Here is a 17127-nt window from a genome sequence, read left to right as displayed (position 1 = left end):
ATTCAATAGAGCTCTCGATTAATTTTTTTTGGAGTTATAATAAACTCAAAGATTTAGTAAAAAGTGGGGATTCGGTTATTAAGTCTTACAAGGAAAAAAGAATTAATTACTTTAACAATAACGGTTCTATTATACAGAAAGATGAACAGAAAAAATATTTTAAAGAAGTAATCACAGAAATCTATAAAAGGATTCCTGAACTAGATGAATTTTTGCAACTCATAAATTGCAGCTTTATGCCGGAAGACTTCAATTATTTTGATTACAGAAATCCTGAGAGAGATAATGGTGAATATACTCTTGATTTGAATAAACAGGTGAATTGTACTAATACAACATTTAATGACTTTGTAAATAATTTTATTAACTCTGAGATTAGTGCCTTTGGGGATATCAGACAGAATATCCAAAGAGGGTTTAGTCAATTTGTATATAGAAAACTTTATACTTTTAACCCTATTTATTTTGAACGAGCAGCTAAATATTACTTGTCATTTTATATCTCATGTAATAAGGGGGATTATGTAATCAATAGTATTATTAATCTAGTCGAGAAAGAGGAACAACAAGCACCTTATTTCTTCAAAAATGCTTTTCAGGTAGATATCTTTGTGAGACAAAATTATATATCAAGTACACCCACAAAACCTTTTGAGACTGTGCTTAAGAATATTAATGGTACTATATCTGGAAAGAAGGCTCTTTTGAACTTCGATTACGATGCTAATACCATGAGGACTTATATGTTTAACAATAAAAATGAAAAAAAAGAGTTTCCTATTAACTATCCTCCCTTATATCCACTAGACGATATAGAGTCTTATTCTAGTTACTATGAACATTTAGTAGGTGATTCAGAAAAGAATAATGAAAATAGTGAAAAGCTGTATAGAAGTAAGTTCAGATATTTTTATGAAGCGGTTAATTATTTTAAGAGTAAATTAAACGTGAAAATAGATACAATAGGGGATAGACGTGAAAAATTAGTTCGTAGATTGAAAAAAGATCTTGTATTTTTAAAAGGCGAAGAGAAGCAACAATTTGATATTATACTGAAACATATAAATGATGAAAAGACATATCTTAGAGCCGACTTTGATAAGTTAGCAGAGTTTTATAATAAATACTTAAAGTAAGGTAAATTGTCAATGAAACAGATAGATCGCTTTTTACGTGTATTTTATAAGGATTTTCCACTTCAAAGAGCTCTAAGAATAGAGATGGATGGTCACTTGCGTGACGAATCTTATTCTCAAAACTGGCATTCGTTTTTCTGGCTAACCCATAATAAATATGAATTTGGATTAGATTATCTTAATGAAGTAGAAAAAATATATCGGGAGATTTATTATGACTATAATGATGATGAAATTAATTGTTTACTAGATAAATATGTCGAACTATCAAAGAAGGTTTCGCCAACTGGATTTGAGGGGAATACAATAAACTTTTTTGTTTATATAGCGGATAACTTAATGTTTTATCGAAATGGAAAAGTAACGATTCATTTTGACCACCTCTTAGAGTGGAATGGTATTATTAATAAGATTGATGCAAACATTCTGTTTGCAATGAAATCTGCTTTAGAGGGACGAAATATTTTGTCTGACGATTCCCATAAGGTTAGCCATGATAATGCTAGGTTGAATTCTATACTTTCTAAGGGAATAAGTGATAACCATATGCATCTAAAGGGGTCTGGCTATACTAGTGACATGAACTGGTATGATTTTTCAACAGAAATTCACGGCGATTACTTACAAGCAAAATCTAAGATTTTTTTTGAGATTTTGAAAACCTTTGATATGGATTATGAACAGGAAGAACTGGCGTTTTTAAAAATCAAAGTCGTTAAATATTATCTTTTTGGGAAGTACTTAGTTCACTATGACGAAAGTGAAAAATATCAAGAGTTTAAGAAAAATGTTAGACTTTTACTTCACACAGTAAACAAAGAAGAGTTAGAGTTAATCCAGTCTAGAATTGATGATGACCTGAGTTCACTTTCTAGTTGTTGGGAAGAAAAGTATCGTTTTATTTCTGGAAATCCCAAATACCCTTTCTTAGTAGAAAGAATGTTTCTTAAAGAGTTATTTAGTGCTTATCTTAGTGGTAAAATGTCTCACTTTGATCTCTATTTGTTAAACTGTTATTTATTAGCTACTAATAGATTTAAGAAATTCTTTAGTCAAGATAATGTTGGAATGGGTTTTGAGAAGTTCAAACGTAGCGAAAATATTAAGGAAAATCTTCTCATTTGCGATGACAATTCTAGAATCTTGGATTCAGTCTTTGATAAATATTACTCCGAAAAGAATGTTAAGAAAGTTGAATTTAGGATTGCACCAAAGAAAAATATAAAGTCTTATAATTCTCTGATTAGTTCTTTAAATAGGGCGAATAAGAAGATTGCAATGAGGGTTAATAGAGAGAATGAACTACTCAAGTATGGTATTATTGTTCATTTTATTAAAGATAAAAACGATTTTAATATAGAGTGTGGGGTATCTCGTAAAGAAAAGTCATACATCAACTTGAAAAATCAAATCAATCCTTTACTTGCTTATTTTGAAAGTATTCAATATGCTGATGATAACGAAAAGAGTCAGTATGACAAGATTGTTGGTGTCGATACAGCTAATTATGAACTTAATGTTAGACCAGAGGTTTTTGGACCAAGTTTTAGATTGTTGCGTAAGGAAATCAAAGAATCTCATAGTTTTGGAATTACCTACCATGCGGGTGAAGACTTTACGACTCTTGCAAATGGCTTACGTGCTATGGATGAGGTTATTGAATTTTTAGATTATGGTTCGGGAGATCGTTTTGGACATGGACTTGCCTTAGGTTTAAATGTTAATGCTTATTTTAAAAAGAAACGTTATACGATTGTATCGAATGTTGAGGAGTATTTTGATGATATTGTTTGGATGTATCATTTCATTAGAGCTCATATAGATAGGTTTGAAGTTAAGGATTTTATTTCAAATTTATCTTATAAAGAATATGATATTTTAAGTATGTTGGAAAGAGAATTTGACCGAGTAAAGGGAAATTATAATTTTGATAAGTTATATACACTCTATGACTTTTATGAGGCATACAAGCTTCGAGGAGATGATCCTGAGGTTTATTTAGAGTATGGTGATAGGTGGAACTATGATAAAGTGAAATTTTGTTGTCAAACTAGAATTAATTGGCACGATTCGAAACATCAATCAGCTGCCAACAATCCTAAGGCAAGGGAATTGTATATAAAATATCATTACTGTGATAAATACAAAGCTAACCATTTTAAAACGTTTACAGGAGAAGCAAGTTCTATTTATATTGATGCTGTGAAGTTGGTACAATTTATTTTAAGACTAAAAATATATCGCATGGAGATTGGAATAGAGGGTAATCCAACATCTAATCGAAAAATATCTTTTATCAATAAATATATTGATCTTCCTTTATTAGAACTGAATAGTAGTTACATCAAACCAGAATCGAAATATAATTTATCAGTTTCTATTAATACTGATGATAGTGCGATTTTTCAGACTGATTTATCACAAGAATATGCCTATGTGGTGGCAGCCTTGCTTCGAGAAGGGCACGATATCGAGAGTGTTTATAAATATATAGACTATATTCGTGAATTATCCTTAATGCAGAGTTTTGTTAGGGATGAAGATTATTAAAAAATTTAAGTTCATATTGAATAAAGCTTGTATTCTATCAGTCATGTTGTTGTATATGGAGACTTACTGTTGTGAGAAAAGTGGCTGAACCATTTTAGAACCAGCCACTCGGAATTTTTGAGACTTTAGGCTCAAAAATTAGTCATGGAATTTCGAAGAAGGTCGCTGACATCCGTACTCACTTAAGGAAAGTCTCAAAAAGATTTCATTTAAAGAAGCCTGAAAAGGCTTTTTCTTTTTGCAGAAAATGCACAAATATTCTGACTCTTGCCTAGTGGAAGTGTTATAATGGAGTGAAGGGGTAAGATGGTTTTGGAATGTGATAAGTTCAACTCATCAGCCCTAATGCCTTATAAGACTAATTATCGTATAAGAATGCGTTAGTGAAAAGGTAGGTAATATTATGGAATTCAAAGTGAAAGATGGTCAAATCATCTATTATCGTGATCTCGGTAAAGGCTTTCCAATTGTTTTTTTGCATGGCAATAATTTGTCAGGAAATTACTTTGGTAAGCAAGGAATTCTGTATCGAGACTATCGTTTAATTTTCATTGATAGTCGTAATCACGGCAGGTCCAGTCGTCAGAGTGTTAAGATGACCTTTGAACAGATGGCTGCCGATTTGGAGGAAATTTTGCAATATTTGAATATCAAGAAGGCCTTATTTGTCGGTCATAGTGACGGTGCTAATTTGGCTATGGTTTATGCTAGTCGTTATCCTGACCGGATTGCGGGACTCTTACTTAATGCAGGGAATATGACCTTTAATGGGTTGACGAGACGCTCAAGATTCGCGGTCTATATACAATATCTTTGCTTAAAAGCCTTGTCACCATTTTCATCTAAAATGGATATCATGGCTCAGGTAACGGGTCTGATGCTTCATGACTTGCCGTTAGATAGGGAACGTCTACATCAGGCTGCCTATCCTGTTTGGGTAGTTATGGGGCAAAGGGATGTTATCAGTATTAGGCATTCTAGAGAGATTTCAGAGCTCTTTCCGGTTCATAAGCTCTATGTCCAACGTCGTGAAGGGCATCGTCTAGCTCAACGTAAATATAAGGTCTTTAATCAAATGATTCGTGAGCTTGTGAGAATTAGTCGAAAAGAGGTGGTGGCATGAAGCGTCTTTTAGAGAGACTTCAACCTTTAAAAGCAGCCGTTAAATCCATCTTCTTTATCTCGATTACGGTTCTTGTCGTCATAGAATTGGTTCGTCTAAAACGGACCATCACTTTAGAGTCACTGGAGTCAGCTCTGTCCGGTTTGTCTATTTGGCATCTTGTTTTGATGGCTGTCATCGGACTAGTCGCTGTCTCCCCCATGCTCTTTTATGACATCATACTGAATAAGGAGCTAGAAACGGATTATTCCAAATCCTATATCTTAGAAACAAGTTGGGCTGTCAATACCATTAATAACTTGGCTGGTTTTGCTGGTTTGGTCGATGTGGGTCTGCGATATTCCTTTTATTCTGAGGATGGGCAGGAAAAGACAGGTGTCAAGGCACTTTCTCGTTTATTGCCTTACTTTATGTCGGGCCTATCCCTTTTAAGTGGTTTGGTATTCGCTGTTTTTTGGTTCTTCCCTCTAAGTCCAGACTTAAGAAAATATTGGTTACTCTTATTGGGTATTTTCCTTTATCTGCCTTTTATTTTCTTTGTTTCTAGTCGTGAAAAGTTAACCTATTTTGGTCAAGTACCGTTGAAAACGAGGCTAAGTCTTCTTTTAGCTTCGACAGCTGAATGGGGAACGGCCCTGGGGAGCTTTGTCAGTGTGGCTTATTTAATGGGCTTACATGTTCCACTTTATAATCTGATTCCTCTTTATTTCCTAGCGGTTATTATTGGTATCTTCTCTATGATTCCGGGTGGGATTGGTAGTTTCGATTTGATTGTGATTACCGGTCTGACCTCTATGGGGGTTAGCAATGCTCTTGCGGTTAGTCTGCTCTTGCTCTTTCGTTTAACCTACTACGTTATTCCCTTCATGCTTGGTGTTGTCTTCTTTTTCAAACACATGGGAGGACGTATCAACGAGAAATACTTCAAACTTTCTTCACGAGTATTTGGTGGAAGTCTCCACCGTTTTCTCGTATATTTGCTACGTTTTTTAGGGATTTTCTTGATTTTGTCTGCCCTAATCCCTGAACGCTTGGCTAATGTCTACTTTATTAGCCGTTTTGATCCTATTCAGGAACAGTTGATTTGGCAATTTCCAAGTATCCTATTTGGTACCCTATTCATTTTCATGGCTCGTCTCATTAGACGTCGGGTTAAGGGTGCTTTTGTTGCCTCCTTGATAACCTTTGTCTTGGCCTTAATTTATGTCAATCTCAATGGTATTTCATGGGCCATGTCTTTCCTAATTTTACTCTCTTTGGTGCTTATGTTGATCATCAGAAAAAGGTTGTATCATCGTTACTTTGTTTATAGTTGGGAAGACAAAACCAAGGATTTTCTTTTCCTAGCCTTTACGATTCTGGTTCTTCTCGTTTTGGGTGGCAGTGGTTTTTGGTCTCATTTGTTGCCACCTAAGAACCGGGATGTTCTTGGACATTTTGTTCATATTTGGTTTGATATTTTACTGGCATCAGTTATCATTGCAACCATAGTTTGGGGAGTCTTGAGAATTTTGGCACCCCGCAGGCTTTTTGGTCAAAGCATGGATAATGAGCGCTTCACAGCTCTCCTTGAGAAATATGGAGGTGCATCAGAAAGTGCCCTGGCTTATTTACATGATAAACGCCTCTTTTGGTATCGTGTCGATGGACAAGACCAGGTAGTTTTCCAATTTGCACAAACCAGTAACAAGTGTGTGGTTATGGGAAATCCGATAGGTAATGAAAACTATTACCGAGCAGCTTGGGAATCTTTCTTGAAGACACTATCAGATTGGAATTTACAAGCCTTGTTTTATGAGGCAGACGAGAGTATTACCCTGATGCTTCATGATTATGGCTTTGATTTTATGAAATTTGGGGAAAACGCCATGGTTGATTTGACGACGTTCTCTGTCGATGGTAAGCATGGTAAGAAGTTCCGTAAACCAACCAATCGTGTCGAAAAAGCAGGTTTCCAGTTTAAATTGCTTGATCCTCCATTTTCAGAGACTCAGATGCAAGAAATGAAGGCTGTCTCAGATATTTGGCTTAACGGTCGTAAGGAGAAGGGCTTCTCTCTTGGTTTCTTTGATGAAGCCTATCTGCAGCAGGCACCGATTGCTATTGTGGAGAGTGAGGAAGGAGAAATTGTAGCCTTTGCTAATATCATGCCAACCAAAAACAAACGGGTGGCGACGATTGACCTTATGCGTTATGATTTTGAAAAGGCACCTGAAGGCATCATGGATTACCTCTTTGTCAAACTCTTCCAGTACTTCCAAGCGGAAGGAAAGCAATACTTTGATATGGGAATGGCTCCACTCGCGAATGTGGGTACTGAAGAAGATAGCTTCTTGGAAGAGAAGGTTGCCAATTTGGTCTATGTCTTTGCCCAGCGTTTTTACTCTTTTAGTGGGCTCCAACGTTATAAGGAAAAGTTCTCTCCAATATGGTCTCCAAAATACATTGTTTATCCTAAACGAACTTGGCTCTTGTTTGATATGATTGCCATTTTAAGGATTGATAATCGTAAAATTGAAGACAGATTGAAGAAAAGACGTCTTTGGAAATAGATATAAAAAATAGCGAAACCCTGAGGTTTCGCTATTTACTATGTTATAGAATTATTTCTCAAATTCTGCTTTTGATTTAGTATCTGCGTATTCTTCGGCAACTTCGCTTGAAAGGATATCATTATAGCTTGGCAATTGAATGTCTTGGCCATATTTGTTACGAAGGGCAGTTGTGACCAAACGGTAGGCAAGGTTGGCGTTACGAGAAAGAATTGGTCCATGGAAGTAGCTACCATAAACATTTTTATAGTGGACGCCTTCAGTACCATCTTCCTTGTTATTACCGTTACCGTAGACTACTTTACCAAGTGGTTTTTCATCATCAGAAAGGAAGGTGCGTCCTTGGTGATTTTCAAAACCATAGTAAGTTTCATCAAACTCTTCGTTATGGATTTTGATATCACCAATGTAACGGTTATTTTCTTGATTAAGGGTGTAGTGACCCATGACGCCGATACCATCAATACGGACACCGTTAGCCTGGATGTAATATTGTCCAAGAAGTTGGAAACCACCACAGATGGCTAGGATCACTTTATTATCTTGGATGAATTGACCAATAGCCTCACGCTTAGTTGGGAGATCTTTAGCAACGATGGATTGTTCGTAGTCTTGACCACCTCCAAAGAAGACCATGTCGTAGTGGTCCTTGTCGAAGTCATCACTAACTGAAACGATGTCGAAGGTCATCTTAGCACCAAGTTTTTCACCCACGTATTTGATCATAAGGACATTTCCGTTGTCACCGTAGGTATTGAGTAGATTACCATAAAGGTGGGCAACATTTAGGTCATAGGTGTAGTCACGATTATCTGGAGATTTGAGTGAAGTATAAGTCATTAGTTCATCTCCTTTCCGACAGCATGACGTTGAGCAAGAATATCACGGAATTCAAGCATGGCAGTATAGGTCGCTAAGATGTAGGCATGATCGCAATCTTGTTTTTCAATCAAGGCCATGATATCTTCAAGTTTTTCTGCTTGCGTAATCTTTTCTTCTGGATAGCCAGTTACACGAAGACGGCGGGCAATTTCAGAATGGCGAACACCACCAGCGTTAATTTCAGGGATATCCATCTCGATAATGCTTTCGAAGTTGGCATCCCAAATCCAGCTAGTATCAATACCATCAGCATAATTGGCATTAAGAAGGACTGACAAGCTAAATGGATAATCTGCAAGTTTAATCATATCGAGAGCTTGGCTAGCTCCCACAGGATTCTTAATTAGAACGAGAGTACATGATTTGTCACCAATCTTAAAGGTTTCTTGGCGTCCAAAGACAGCACGACTCTTATCAAAACCAGCCTTGATTTGCTCTGGAGCCACTCCGAAAAATTCAGCGACAGAAACGGCAGCAAGGGCATTGTAGATGTTATAAAGACCACCGACATTAATCTTGTAATCTTGTCCATCAATGACAAATTCAGAAGTAGTGTTAGTGATTTTAGTCAACTCTGTTAGCTTATAGTCTAATTCTGGACGGTGGAAGTCACAGTTGAGGCATACATAGTCACCCAGATTAGCATAAGTATTGAGGTGATACTGAAGAATGCTCTCACATTTAGGGCAGACAATTCCTTCGGTATTATAATGTGCCAGCTCTGGAGCGTGTTTTTCAGTGTCAAAACCATAGAAGCGTACAGGATTGACCACATCTTTAGAATTAAAGAGAGGACTGTCCCCATTGGCCAAAATAGTGGCCTCAGGTGCCTTAGCAGCACCATCTAAAATCATCTGATAAGTGGTATAGATTTCACCATAGCGGTCCATTTGGTCACGGAAAATATTTGTGAAGACAAAAAGACTTGGAGTGATGTATTCAGTGATTTTAGGAAGACTAGCCTCGTCAATTTCCAAGACAGCGATTTTCTTACCAGACTTGGCTTTTTTAGCTGTTAGGAAAGTAGAAGTGATTCCTGTGATCATGTTGGCACCACTAGGGTTGGTCACAATCTCACCAAAAGCTTCTTTAAGAATTCCTACTGTTAAAGCTGTTGTCAGAGTCTTACCATTGGTTCCAGTGACAACGACAATCTCGTAATCCTTGGCTAAAGTGTCTAAAATATCTTTGTCAAATTTAAGGGCGATTTTTCCAGGCAGGGTTGAGCCACGTCCCAATTTTGAAAGGACGAAATGGCTAGCTTTTCCCGCTAGAATTCCCATGGTAGTTTTCATAGTCATGAATTTATTTTATCACAAAAAGTAGTGATTGTAGTCTCAAAATAGTTAGAATTCGTGGTATAATAGAAACTGTTTAAAAATTAAAAGAAAGTGTGATATGTATGGGAATACTTTCGTCCATTGATATTGATTTTTGGCGGTCACTCTTTAATAGTCCGCTGAAAGTTATCGTCAATAGTTTGGACATATTGATTGTTGCTTTTTTAATTTATCGCTTTATTAGGGCCCTACGAGGGACAAAAATTATGACCCTTGTTCAAGGGGTTGTCTTATTTATTTTAGTCAAACTGATTTCTGATTTTATAGGCTTCACGACGATTTCTTATTTGATGAATCAGGTTATCAACTATGGAGCCATTGCGGCAGTTGTAATCTTTGCGCCAGAGCTTCGTTCTGCACTTGAAACCTTTGGACGTACGCCTCAGCATTTTTTGCAAAATAAAGAGGTTAGTTCAGATGAGAAGTTGGTTCAAGCCTACGTTAAAGCTGTTAAGTACATGAGTCCTCGTAAGATTGGGGCCTTGGTTTCTATTGAACAGACTCAGACCTTACAAGAGCAGATTGCGACTGGAATTCCACTTGATGCGGTGGTGACTGGGGAACTTTTAATTAATATTTTCATTCCAAATACACCGCTTCATGATGGGGCAGTTATCATCAGAGATAACAGAGTTGCGACGGCTTGTTCTTATCTGCCATTGACGGAATCTAATAAGATTTCCAAAGAATTTGGAACTAGGCATAGGGCTGCCATTGGTCTTTCAGAACAAACAGATGCGCTTACCTTTGTTGTGTCAGAGGAGACTGGTGCGATTTCCATTGCTTACAAGGGAAATTTCATCCATGATCTTTCTATTCAAGAATTTGAAGAAGAGTTGAGTCTTATCTTGTTGAAAGAACAAGAACCACGTCAGTCATTCTTCCAACGTTGGATGGGAGGTAGCAAAAAATGAAGCGTTTGGTAAATTTCTTTAAAAACGATCGTTTATGGCAGATACTAGTTGCACTCTTCTTTGCTGTGGTACTCTTTTTCACAGCCTGGTCGGGGAACTCGCAAAATAAAAGCAATAGTTCAAGTGCATCTAATACCTTTACACAAACCGTTGAGTCGGTCCCTGTGGATATTAAATATGATAGTGATAAGTACTTTATCAGTGGTTATTCCTATGATGCCGAAGTCTATTTGACAGCGACAACACAGCTGGCTTTAACGACTGAGACAAGTAGTGATACACGTCACTTTAAATTAGTTGCTGATTTGTCAAATTTAGGCCAAGGAACCAGTCGAGTACCTATTCAGGTTAAGGATCTTCCAGCTGGAATGTCTGCGCAAGTATCGCCATCAACCTTGACGGCGACTATTGGTAAAAAAGCCAGCAAGACCTTTGACGTCGTAGCTAACATCACATCAGATAAGTTGGCAAATGGCTATGAAGTTAAAAAAGTTAGCCTGGATGCAACCAAGGTAGAGGTGACATCGAGTGAAGATATCATTAACCAGATTGATCATGTTCAAGCAGTATTGGAAGGCGATTCCAACCTGTCTGAAGATTATGATGGGAACTTGGTCCTTCAAGCAGTTTCGACAAATGGAACAGTCCTAGCAAGTTCAATCTCACCAGCTAAGGTGCATGCCAAGATTAGTTTGCGAAAATTAAGCAAATCTGTTCCTGTTAAGGTCGAACTGACTGGAGATAAGGCTAGCAATGTGTCTAGTATCAGCTATAGCTTTAATCGTGGACATGTGACTATTGTTGGTAGCCAAGAAGCTATGGATAAGATTGATAGCATTACAGTCCCTGTGGACATTAGCCAAGTGACTAAGGACACTTCAAAAACAATAGACCTTAAGGCAGAAGGTGTTACGGTTCAGCCTGGCACTGTTAAGGTTAACTTAAAAGTTACGCAAAAATAGGGGAGTTACATTTTTCCTAAATTCATGTATAATGAATGGGATTGAGAGGGACTAATCTCATAAAAATGTAACCAATTAAAAATGTTTAAAATCAAGGGTTGAAAATATTGGCGAAATCTTATAAAGTTAGATTGTCTAGATAGATTTCACTAGATTGACTCTTGCTAAACAGCATCACAGTTTAAGGAGGATTTAGTGCTCAAGCACTAATAATAAAATTATGGGTAAATATTTTGGAACAGACGGTGTTCGTGGAGAAGCAAACGTTGAACTTACGCCTGAATTGGCCTTTAAATTAGGTCGTTTTGGTGGTTATGTGCTTAGCCAACATGAGACTGGCCGTCCTAAAGTTTTTGTGGCACGTGATACACGTATCTCTGGTGAGATGTTGGAATCTGCCTTAGTAGCAGGTTTGCTCTCAGTGGGTATTGAAGTCTACAAACTTGGAGTGCTTGCGACACCTGGCGTCTCATACTTGGTCCGTACGGAAAATGCAAGTGCTGGTGTTATGATTTCAGCCAGCCATAATCCAGCTCTTGATAATGGTATCAAGTTCTTTGGTGGCGATGGCTTTAAATTGGATGATGCGCGTGAGGCGGAAATTGAAGCCCTTCTCGATGCTGCAGAAGATACGCTTCCACGCCCTTCGGCTGAAGGACTTGGAACACTTGTGGATTATCCAGAGGGTCTTCGTAAATACGAAAAATTCTTGGTGGCTACAGGTGTTGACCTCGGTGGCATGAAAGTTGCCTTGGATGCGGCTAATGGAGCAGCTGCGGTATCTGCACGTAACATTTTCCTTGACTTGAACGCAGAAATCGCTGTTATTGGTGACCAACCTGATGGCCTTAACATCAATGCTGGTGTTGGTTCGACACACCCAGAGCAGTTGCAAGCCTTGGTTAAAGAAACTGGCTCAGCTATTGGTCTTGCCTTTGATGGTGACAGTGACCGTCTCATCGCTGTTGATGAAAATGGCGATATTGTTGATGGTGATAAGGTGATGTATATCATTGGTAAACATTTGTCTCAAAAAGGCGAGTTGGCTAAAAATACTATTGTAACAACAGTTATGTCAAACCTTGGTTTCCACAAGGCACTTGACCGTGAAGGCATTAACAAGGCAGTGACTGCTGTTGGTGACCGTTATGTTGTCGAAGAAATGCGTAAAAACGGCTACAACCTTGGTGGTGAACAGTCTGGACACGTTATTATCATGGATTACAACACAACTGGTGATGGTCAATTGACAGCTATCCAATTGACTAAAGTCATGGTTGAAACAGGTAAGAGCTTGTCTGAATTGGCTTCAGAAGTGACCATCTATCCACAAAAATTGGTTAATATCCGTGTGGAAAATAGCATGAAAGATAAGGCTATGGAAGTTCCTGCAATTGCCGCTATCATTGAAAAAATGGAAGCTGAGATGGCTGGAAATGGACGTATCTTGGTTCGTCCAAGTGGTACTGAACCTCTTCTTCGTGTTATGGCAGAAGCCCCAACAGATGATGAAGTGAACTACTATGTTGATACGATTGCTGATGTTGTTCGTGCAGAAATTGGATTGGACTAAGTATGATAGCTAAGCTCAGAGCCTTCATGGCCACCGAAGTTTTCAAGTACCTTTTCTTTGGTGTCTTGGCAACTTTGGTCTATATGGTCAGTCGTACTTTGATTTTCCAGTTTACCCAACAAGGAACACTTTCAGCAGTCTTAGCGAATGCGATTGCCATAATCTTTGCCTTTTTTACAAATGACATGTTTGTCTTTAATCAGGAAAAGACAGGTATGGTTACGCGCTTTGTTAAGTTCGTGGGTGCTCGCCTATTGACCTTGGTCTTGGATTTGGCTCTGGCCTATTTCTTGGTCGATACCTATCCAGAAATTATTGGTCAATTTGTTGGTTATAGTCATGCTTGGGTAAACGGTATCGAGAGCCTCTTCTCTCAGGTCCTTATCATTGTATTGAACTATATTATTTCTAAATTCTTCGTCTTTACAGGCGAGAAAGTATAAACAAAAAGGAAGTTGTTAGGAAATGTGTTAAAAGCATTTCTTACCAACCTCCTTTTTTGATATAATTGAAGAGACTTAAAAAAATAGAAAGATGAAACATGTACGTACAATTATCTCAACGCCTTAAGGACGTAGCAACTTATGTTCCCGAAGGCGCAAAACTCTTGGATGTAGGCAGTGATCATGCCTATCTTCCGATTTATTTACTTGAAAAAGGTTTGATTACTTCAGCTATTGCTGGAGAAGTGGTAAAAGGCCCTTATGAGTCTGCTCTTGCTAATGTCTCAGCTTCTGGTTTCCAAGATAAAATCGAGGTGCGCTTGGCTAATGGCTTGGCTGCCTTCGAACCTGCTGATGCTGTCACAACCATCACAATCTGTGGCATGGGGGGACGTCTTATTGCGGACATCCTTGATGCTGGAAAGGACAAACTTAAGGGCGTAGACCGTCTGATTTTACAACCAAATAATCGTGAAGATGATCTCCGTATCTGGTTGATGGAAAATGGTTTTGAGATTATTGCAGAGTCTATCATGACTGAAAATGGCAAATACTACGAAATCATGGTGGCAGAAGCTGGACACATGAGCCTTTCGGACAAGGAAGTGCGTTTTGGTCCTCATCTCATGAAAGACCAATCTCAGGTTTTCCAGCTCAAATGGCAACGCGAAATCAATAAATTAGAGATTGCTTTAGGATCCATTCCACTGGCCAATCAGGCTGATCGTACAGCTATTGAAGATAAAATTCAAACCATTAAGGAGGTTTTGAATCATGTTAGCTAGTGAACTTATTAAGACTTATGAAGAATTTTGTCCACCGGAGCTTTCTATGGAAGGTGATGTGGTTGGCTTGCAGATTGGTAGTCTGGACAAAGAGATTCAGAAGGTCATGGTTACTTTGGATGTTCGTGAAAATACGGTAGCCGAAGCCATTGAAAAAGGTGTGGACCTCATTATTGCTAAACATGCTCCAATTTTTCGTCCAGTTAAGGATTTGGTGTCTTCGCCTGACCGAGATATTTTACTTGACCTGGTTAAGCATGATATTGCAGTCTATGTGAGTCATACTAATATTGATGTCGTTAATAATGGGCTTAATGATTGGTTCTGTGACTTACTTGATATTAAAGACACCACTTATTTAACGCAGATTTCTGAAAATCATGGAATCGGTCGAGTAGGTGATATCGTGCCTCAGACTATTGAAGAACTTGCTCTTAAAGTCAAGTCTGTTTTTGGCTTAGATAGTGTTCGCTTGGTTCGTTATAATCATGACAATCCTCTAGTTAGCCGTGTGGCTATTTGTGGGGGTAGTGGTCAAGGATTTTACCAGGATGCTTTGAAAAAGGGCGCACAAGTCTTCATCACTGGTGATGTTTACTACCATACAGGACAGGAAATGATTACTAATGGTCTCTTGGCAATTGATCCTGGGCACCATATCGAAGCCCTTTTTATCTCAAAGATTGCTGAGAAACTTGAAGCTTGGAAACTTGAGCATGATTGGAATGTGACGATACTTGAAAGTCAGTCCTCAACCAATCCTTTTGACCATTTGTAGGAGGATGTGTCTGTGACTTGGCTTTTACATCAAAATGTGGTCTTTTTGGCCTTGCTTGCTGGTCTTTTTACTTGGGGCTGTACCATTGTCGGATCGGCCATTGTTTTCTTCTTCAAGAATATTAGCCGTAAATTGCTAGATATCATGATGGGCTTTGCAGCTGGTGTCATGATTGCGGCCTCTTTTTGGTCGCTTTTGGACCCCTCTTTAACTTATGCGACTCAAAATGGCTATGGGAAGTGGTCATGGTTCCCTGCGGCAGCTGGTTTCTTGCTTGGAGGTGTTGCCCTTCGTTTGATTGATGCCGTTGTTCCCCATTTGCATTTGGGGAATGACATCTCTAAAGCAGAAGGTATTCAACCTCGTAAGAAAAAGTTGTCCAAGACAGCCCTGCTCTTTTTGGCTATCACCATTCATAATTTTCCAGAGGGATTAGCAGTCGGTGTGACTTTCGGAGCCTTGGCTGGTGGCAATATGACATTCGCGGGTCTTATGGGAGCCATTGGTCTAGCTATAGGTATTGGTTTGCAGAATGTCCCCGAAGGTGCAGCCCTCTCAGTTCCTATTCGAGCAGATGGAAAATCTCGTATCAAGGCCTTTTATTGGGGATCTATGTCAGCCATCGTGGAGCCTATAGGGGCTGTTATGGGAGCTGCCCTTGTCATGTTGATGATGGCAATCATTCCTTATGCTTTGGCCTTTGCGGCTGGTGCCATGATTTTTGTGGTAACGGAGGAATTGATTCCTGAATCACAAACCAATGGTAATACTGACGTAGCAACCTTGGGCCTTATGGTTGGCTTTGTCGTCATGATGGTCATGGACGTGGCCTTGGGGTAAAAGAATAATAAAAAGCTGTGCCTATTGATATAGGACTCAGCTCTTTTCAAATAGATGGAGTAAAAAATGAAAATTGCAATCGTTGGTGCAGGTATCGTCGGTTCAACGGCTGCCTACTACTTATCAAAAGAAAAAGGCGTAGAAGTTACAGTATTTGATCATGGTCTTGGACAAGCAACCAAGGCAGCAGCAGGGATTATCAGCCCCTGGTTTTCCAAGCGTCGTAATAAGGCCTGGTATCGCATGGCCCGTTTGGGAGCCGATTTTTACCAAGATTTAGTTTCAGATCTTGAAAAAGATGGTTATGACACGAGCTTCTATGATCAGTCTGGTGTAGCCCTTCTCAAGAAAGACGATAGTAAATTGGACGCTTTGTACCAGCATGCAGAAACGAGACTAGAAGAATCACCCATTATTGGTGAACTCTCTATAAAAAATGCTGAGGATCTCCCTGAATTCACTGGATTTGACCATTATCTCTATGCTTCTGGAGGAGCCAGAGTGGAAGGGGCAGAGTTGATAGCTACCTTGATTGAGGCCTCTGGTTTTGTAAAGGTGGAAGGACCAGTTACACTCTCTCCTCTTGACAATGGCACTTACGAGATTAATGCTCAAACTTTTGATAAGGTCATTCTCGCTTGTGGTGCCTGGCTAGGTCAAACGCTTGAACCCCTTGGTTTTGAAGTAGATGTTCGCCCCCAAAAAGGTCAATTACGTGACTATTTCTTTGAGGGGTTAGATACTGGTAAGTTGCCTGTTTTGATGCCAGAGGGCGAACTAGATGTCATCCCCTTTGCTGGTGGAAAGATTTCGGTAGGAGCCAGCCACGAAAATGACCAAGGCTTTGATTTGACAGTTGATGAGACTGTACTTGCAAGTCTGGAGGAAGAGGCTAAGACCTATTTCCCTGACTTAAGTACGGCTAAGTCCTTCTCAGAACGTGTGGGAACGAGAGCCTACACGAGTGATTTCTCTCCTTTCTTTGGAGAAGTTCCAGAACTTGAGAGTGTCTTTGTTGCTTCTGGTTTAGGATCTTCAGGGCTCACGACGGGGCCACTGATTGGAAAAAATCTGGTTGATTTGGCCATGAACCGACCTGGTAGTTTGGACAGTGCAGACTATCCAGTGGCTCAGTACGTTAAGAAAAAAGACTAATAGTATTAAAGCCCTCCAATATATTGAAATTTATGAATCAGTTAGCTATTTCTCCTTATTGAGGGATGCTAGCTGATTCTTTTTTTATTAGAGT

14 protein-coding genes are annotated in these 17127 nt (G+C 38.9%); 12 read left to right on the top strand and 2 right to left on the bottom strand.

Features of this window, described 5'->3' with window-relative positions; translation table 11 throughout:
* The 4 genes from H7T98_RS06360 to mprF form a co-directional block, all read left to right on the top strand.
* The coding region (locus tag H7T98_RS06360) for a hypothetical protein (protein ID WP_201061504.1) at window positions 1-1136 on the top strand (1136 nt) is incomplete at its 5' end.
* Between the two features lie 12 nt (window positions 1137-1148).
* Window positions 1149-3686 (top strand): hypothetical protein, encoded by a 2538-nt coding sequence (locus H7T98_RS06355; RefSeq protein WP_175057518.1) that lies wholly within the window; start codon window positions 1149-1151, stop codon window positions 3684-3686.
* A 403-nt stretch (window positions 3687-4089) separates the two neighbouring features.
* On the top strand, window positions 4090-4809 hold the full coding sequence (locus tag H7T98_RS06350; RefSeq protein WP_175057519.1) for an alpha/beta fold hydrolase: 720 nt from the start codon (window positions 4090-4092) through the stop codon (window positions 4807-4809).
* Window positions 4806-7361, top strand: a complete 2556-nt coding sequence (gene mprF / locus H7T98_RS06345) for a bifunctional lysylphosphatidylglycerol flippase/synthetase MprF (protein ID WP_201061502.1) — start codon at window positions 4806-4808, stop codon at window positions 7359-7361. Before H7T98_RS06350 ends, mprF begins: the two co-directional genes overlap by 4 nt.
* A gap of 51 nt (window positions 7362-7412) precedes the next feature.
* On the opposite strand, the gene gatD is transcribed toward mprF, so the two are convergent.
* A complete protein-coding gene (gatD, locus tag H7T98_RS06340; protein WP_201061500.1) occupies window positions 7413-8201 on the bottom strand; it encodes a lipid II isoglutaminyl synthase subunit GatD in 789 nt (262 codons plus the stop codon).
* Complete coding sequence (murT, locus tag H7T98_RS06335) at window positions 8201-9544, bottom strand: lipid II isoglutaminyl synthase subunit MurT (protein WP_049545202.1); 1344 nt, start codon at window positions 9542-9544, stop codon at window positions 8201-8203. Before murT ends, gatD begins: the two co-directional genes overlap by 1 nt.
* 101 nt (window positions 9545-9645) lie before the next feature.
* Between murT and cdaA the strand changes: the two genes are divergently transcribed.
* From cdaA to H7T98_RS06295, 8 genes are all read left to right on the top strand, one after another.
* Window positions 9646-10497: a diadenylate cyclase CdaA gene (gene cdaA, locus H7T98_RS06330; RefSeq protein WP_201061498.1), complete on the top strand. Its 852-nt coding sequence runs from the start codon at window positions 9646-9648 to the stop codon at window positions 10495-10497.
* Window positions 10494-11459: a YbbR-like domain-containing protein gene (locus H7T98_RS06325; protein WP_201041571.1), complete on the top strand. Its 966-nt coding sequence runs from the start codon at window positions 10494-10496 to the stop codon at window positions 11457-11459. Before cdaA ends, H7T98_RS06325 begins: the two co-directional genes overlap by 4 nt.
* A gap of 220 nt (window positions 11460-11679) precedes the next feature.
* Window positions 11680-13032 (top strand): phosphoglucosamine mutase, encoded by a 1353-nt coding sequence (glmM, locus tag H7T98_RS06320; RefSeq protein ID WP_013990769.1) that lies wholly within the window; start codon window positions 11680-11682, stop codon window positions 13030-13032.
* A 2-nt stretch (window positions 13033-13034) separates the two neighbouring features.
* Window positions 13035-13475, top strand: coding sequence for a GtrA family protein (locus H7T98_RS06315; RefSeq protein ID WP_175057522.1), 441 nt, complete (start codon window positions 13035-13037; stop codon window positions 13473-13475).
* A gap of 98 nt (window positions 13476-13573) precedes the next feature.
* Window positions 13574-14260: a tRNA (adenine(22)-N(1))-methyltransferase gene (locus tag H7T98_RS06310; protein WP_201041570.1), complete on the top strand. Its 687-nt coding sequence runs from the start codon at window positions 13574-13576 to the stop codon at window positions 14258-14260.
* On the top strand, window positions 14250-15038 hold the full coding sequence (locus H7T98_RS06305; RefSeq protein WP_175057524.1) for a Nif3-like dinuclear metal center hexameric protein: 789 nt from the start codon (window positions 14250-14252) through the stop codon (window positions 15036-15038). Before H7T98_RS06310 ends, H7T98_RS06305 begins: the two co-directional genes overlap by 11 nt.
* Window positions 15039-15050: 12 nt before the next feature.
* Entirely contained in the window at window positions 15051-15878 is an 828-nt protein-coding gene (locus tag H7T98_RS06300; RefSeq protein WP_037600988.1) for a ZIP family metal transporter, read from the top strand.
* A 66-nt stretch (window positions 15879-15944) separates the two neighbouring features.
* Entirely contained in the window at window positions 15945-17033 is a 1089-nt protein-coding gene (locus H7T98_RS06295; protein ID WP_175057525.1) for an NAD(P)/FAD-dependent oxidoreductase, read from the top strand.
* The last annotated feature ends 94 nt before the right edge of the window (window positions 17034-17127 follow it).

It is taken from the genome of Streptococcus sp. 23.2, assembly GCF_016648665.1.
GTDB classification, from domain to species: domain Bacteria; phylum Bacillota; class Bacilli; order Lactobacillales; family Streptococcaceae; genus Streptococcus; species Streptococcus salivarius_E.
The sequence above is the reverse complement of the archived record's forward strand: the minus strand, read 5'-3'. Positions and strand labels throughout refer to the sequence as shown.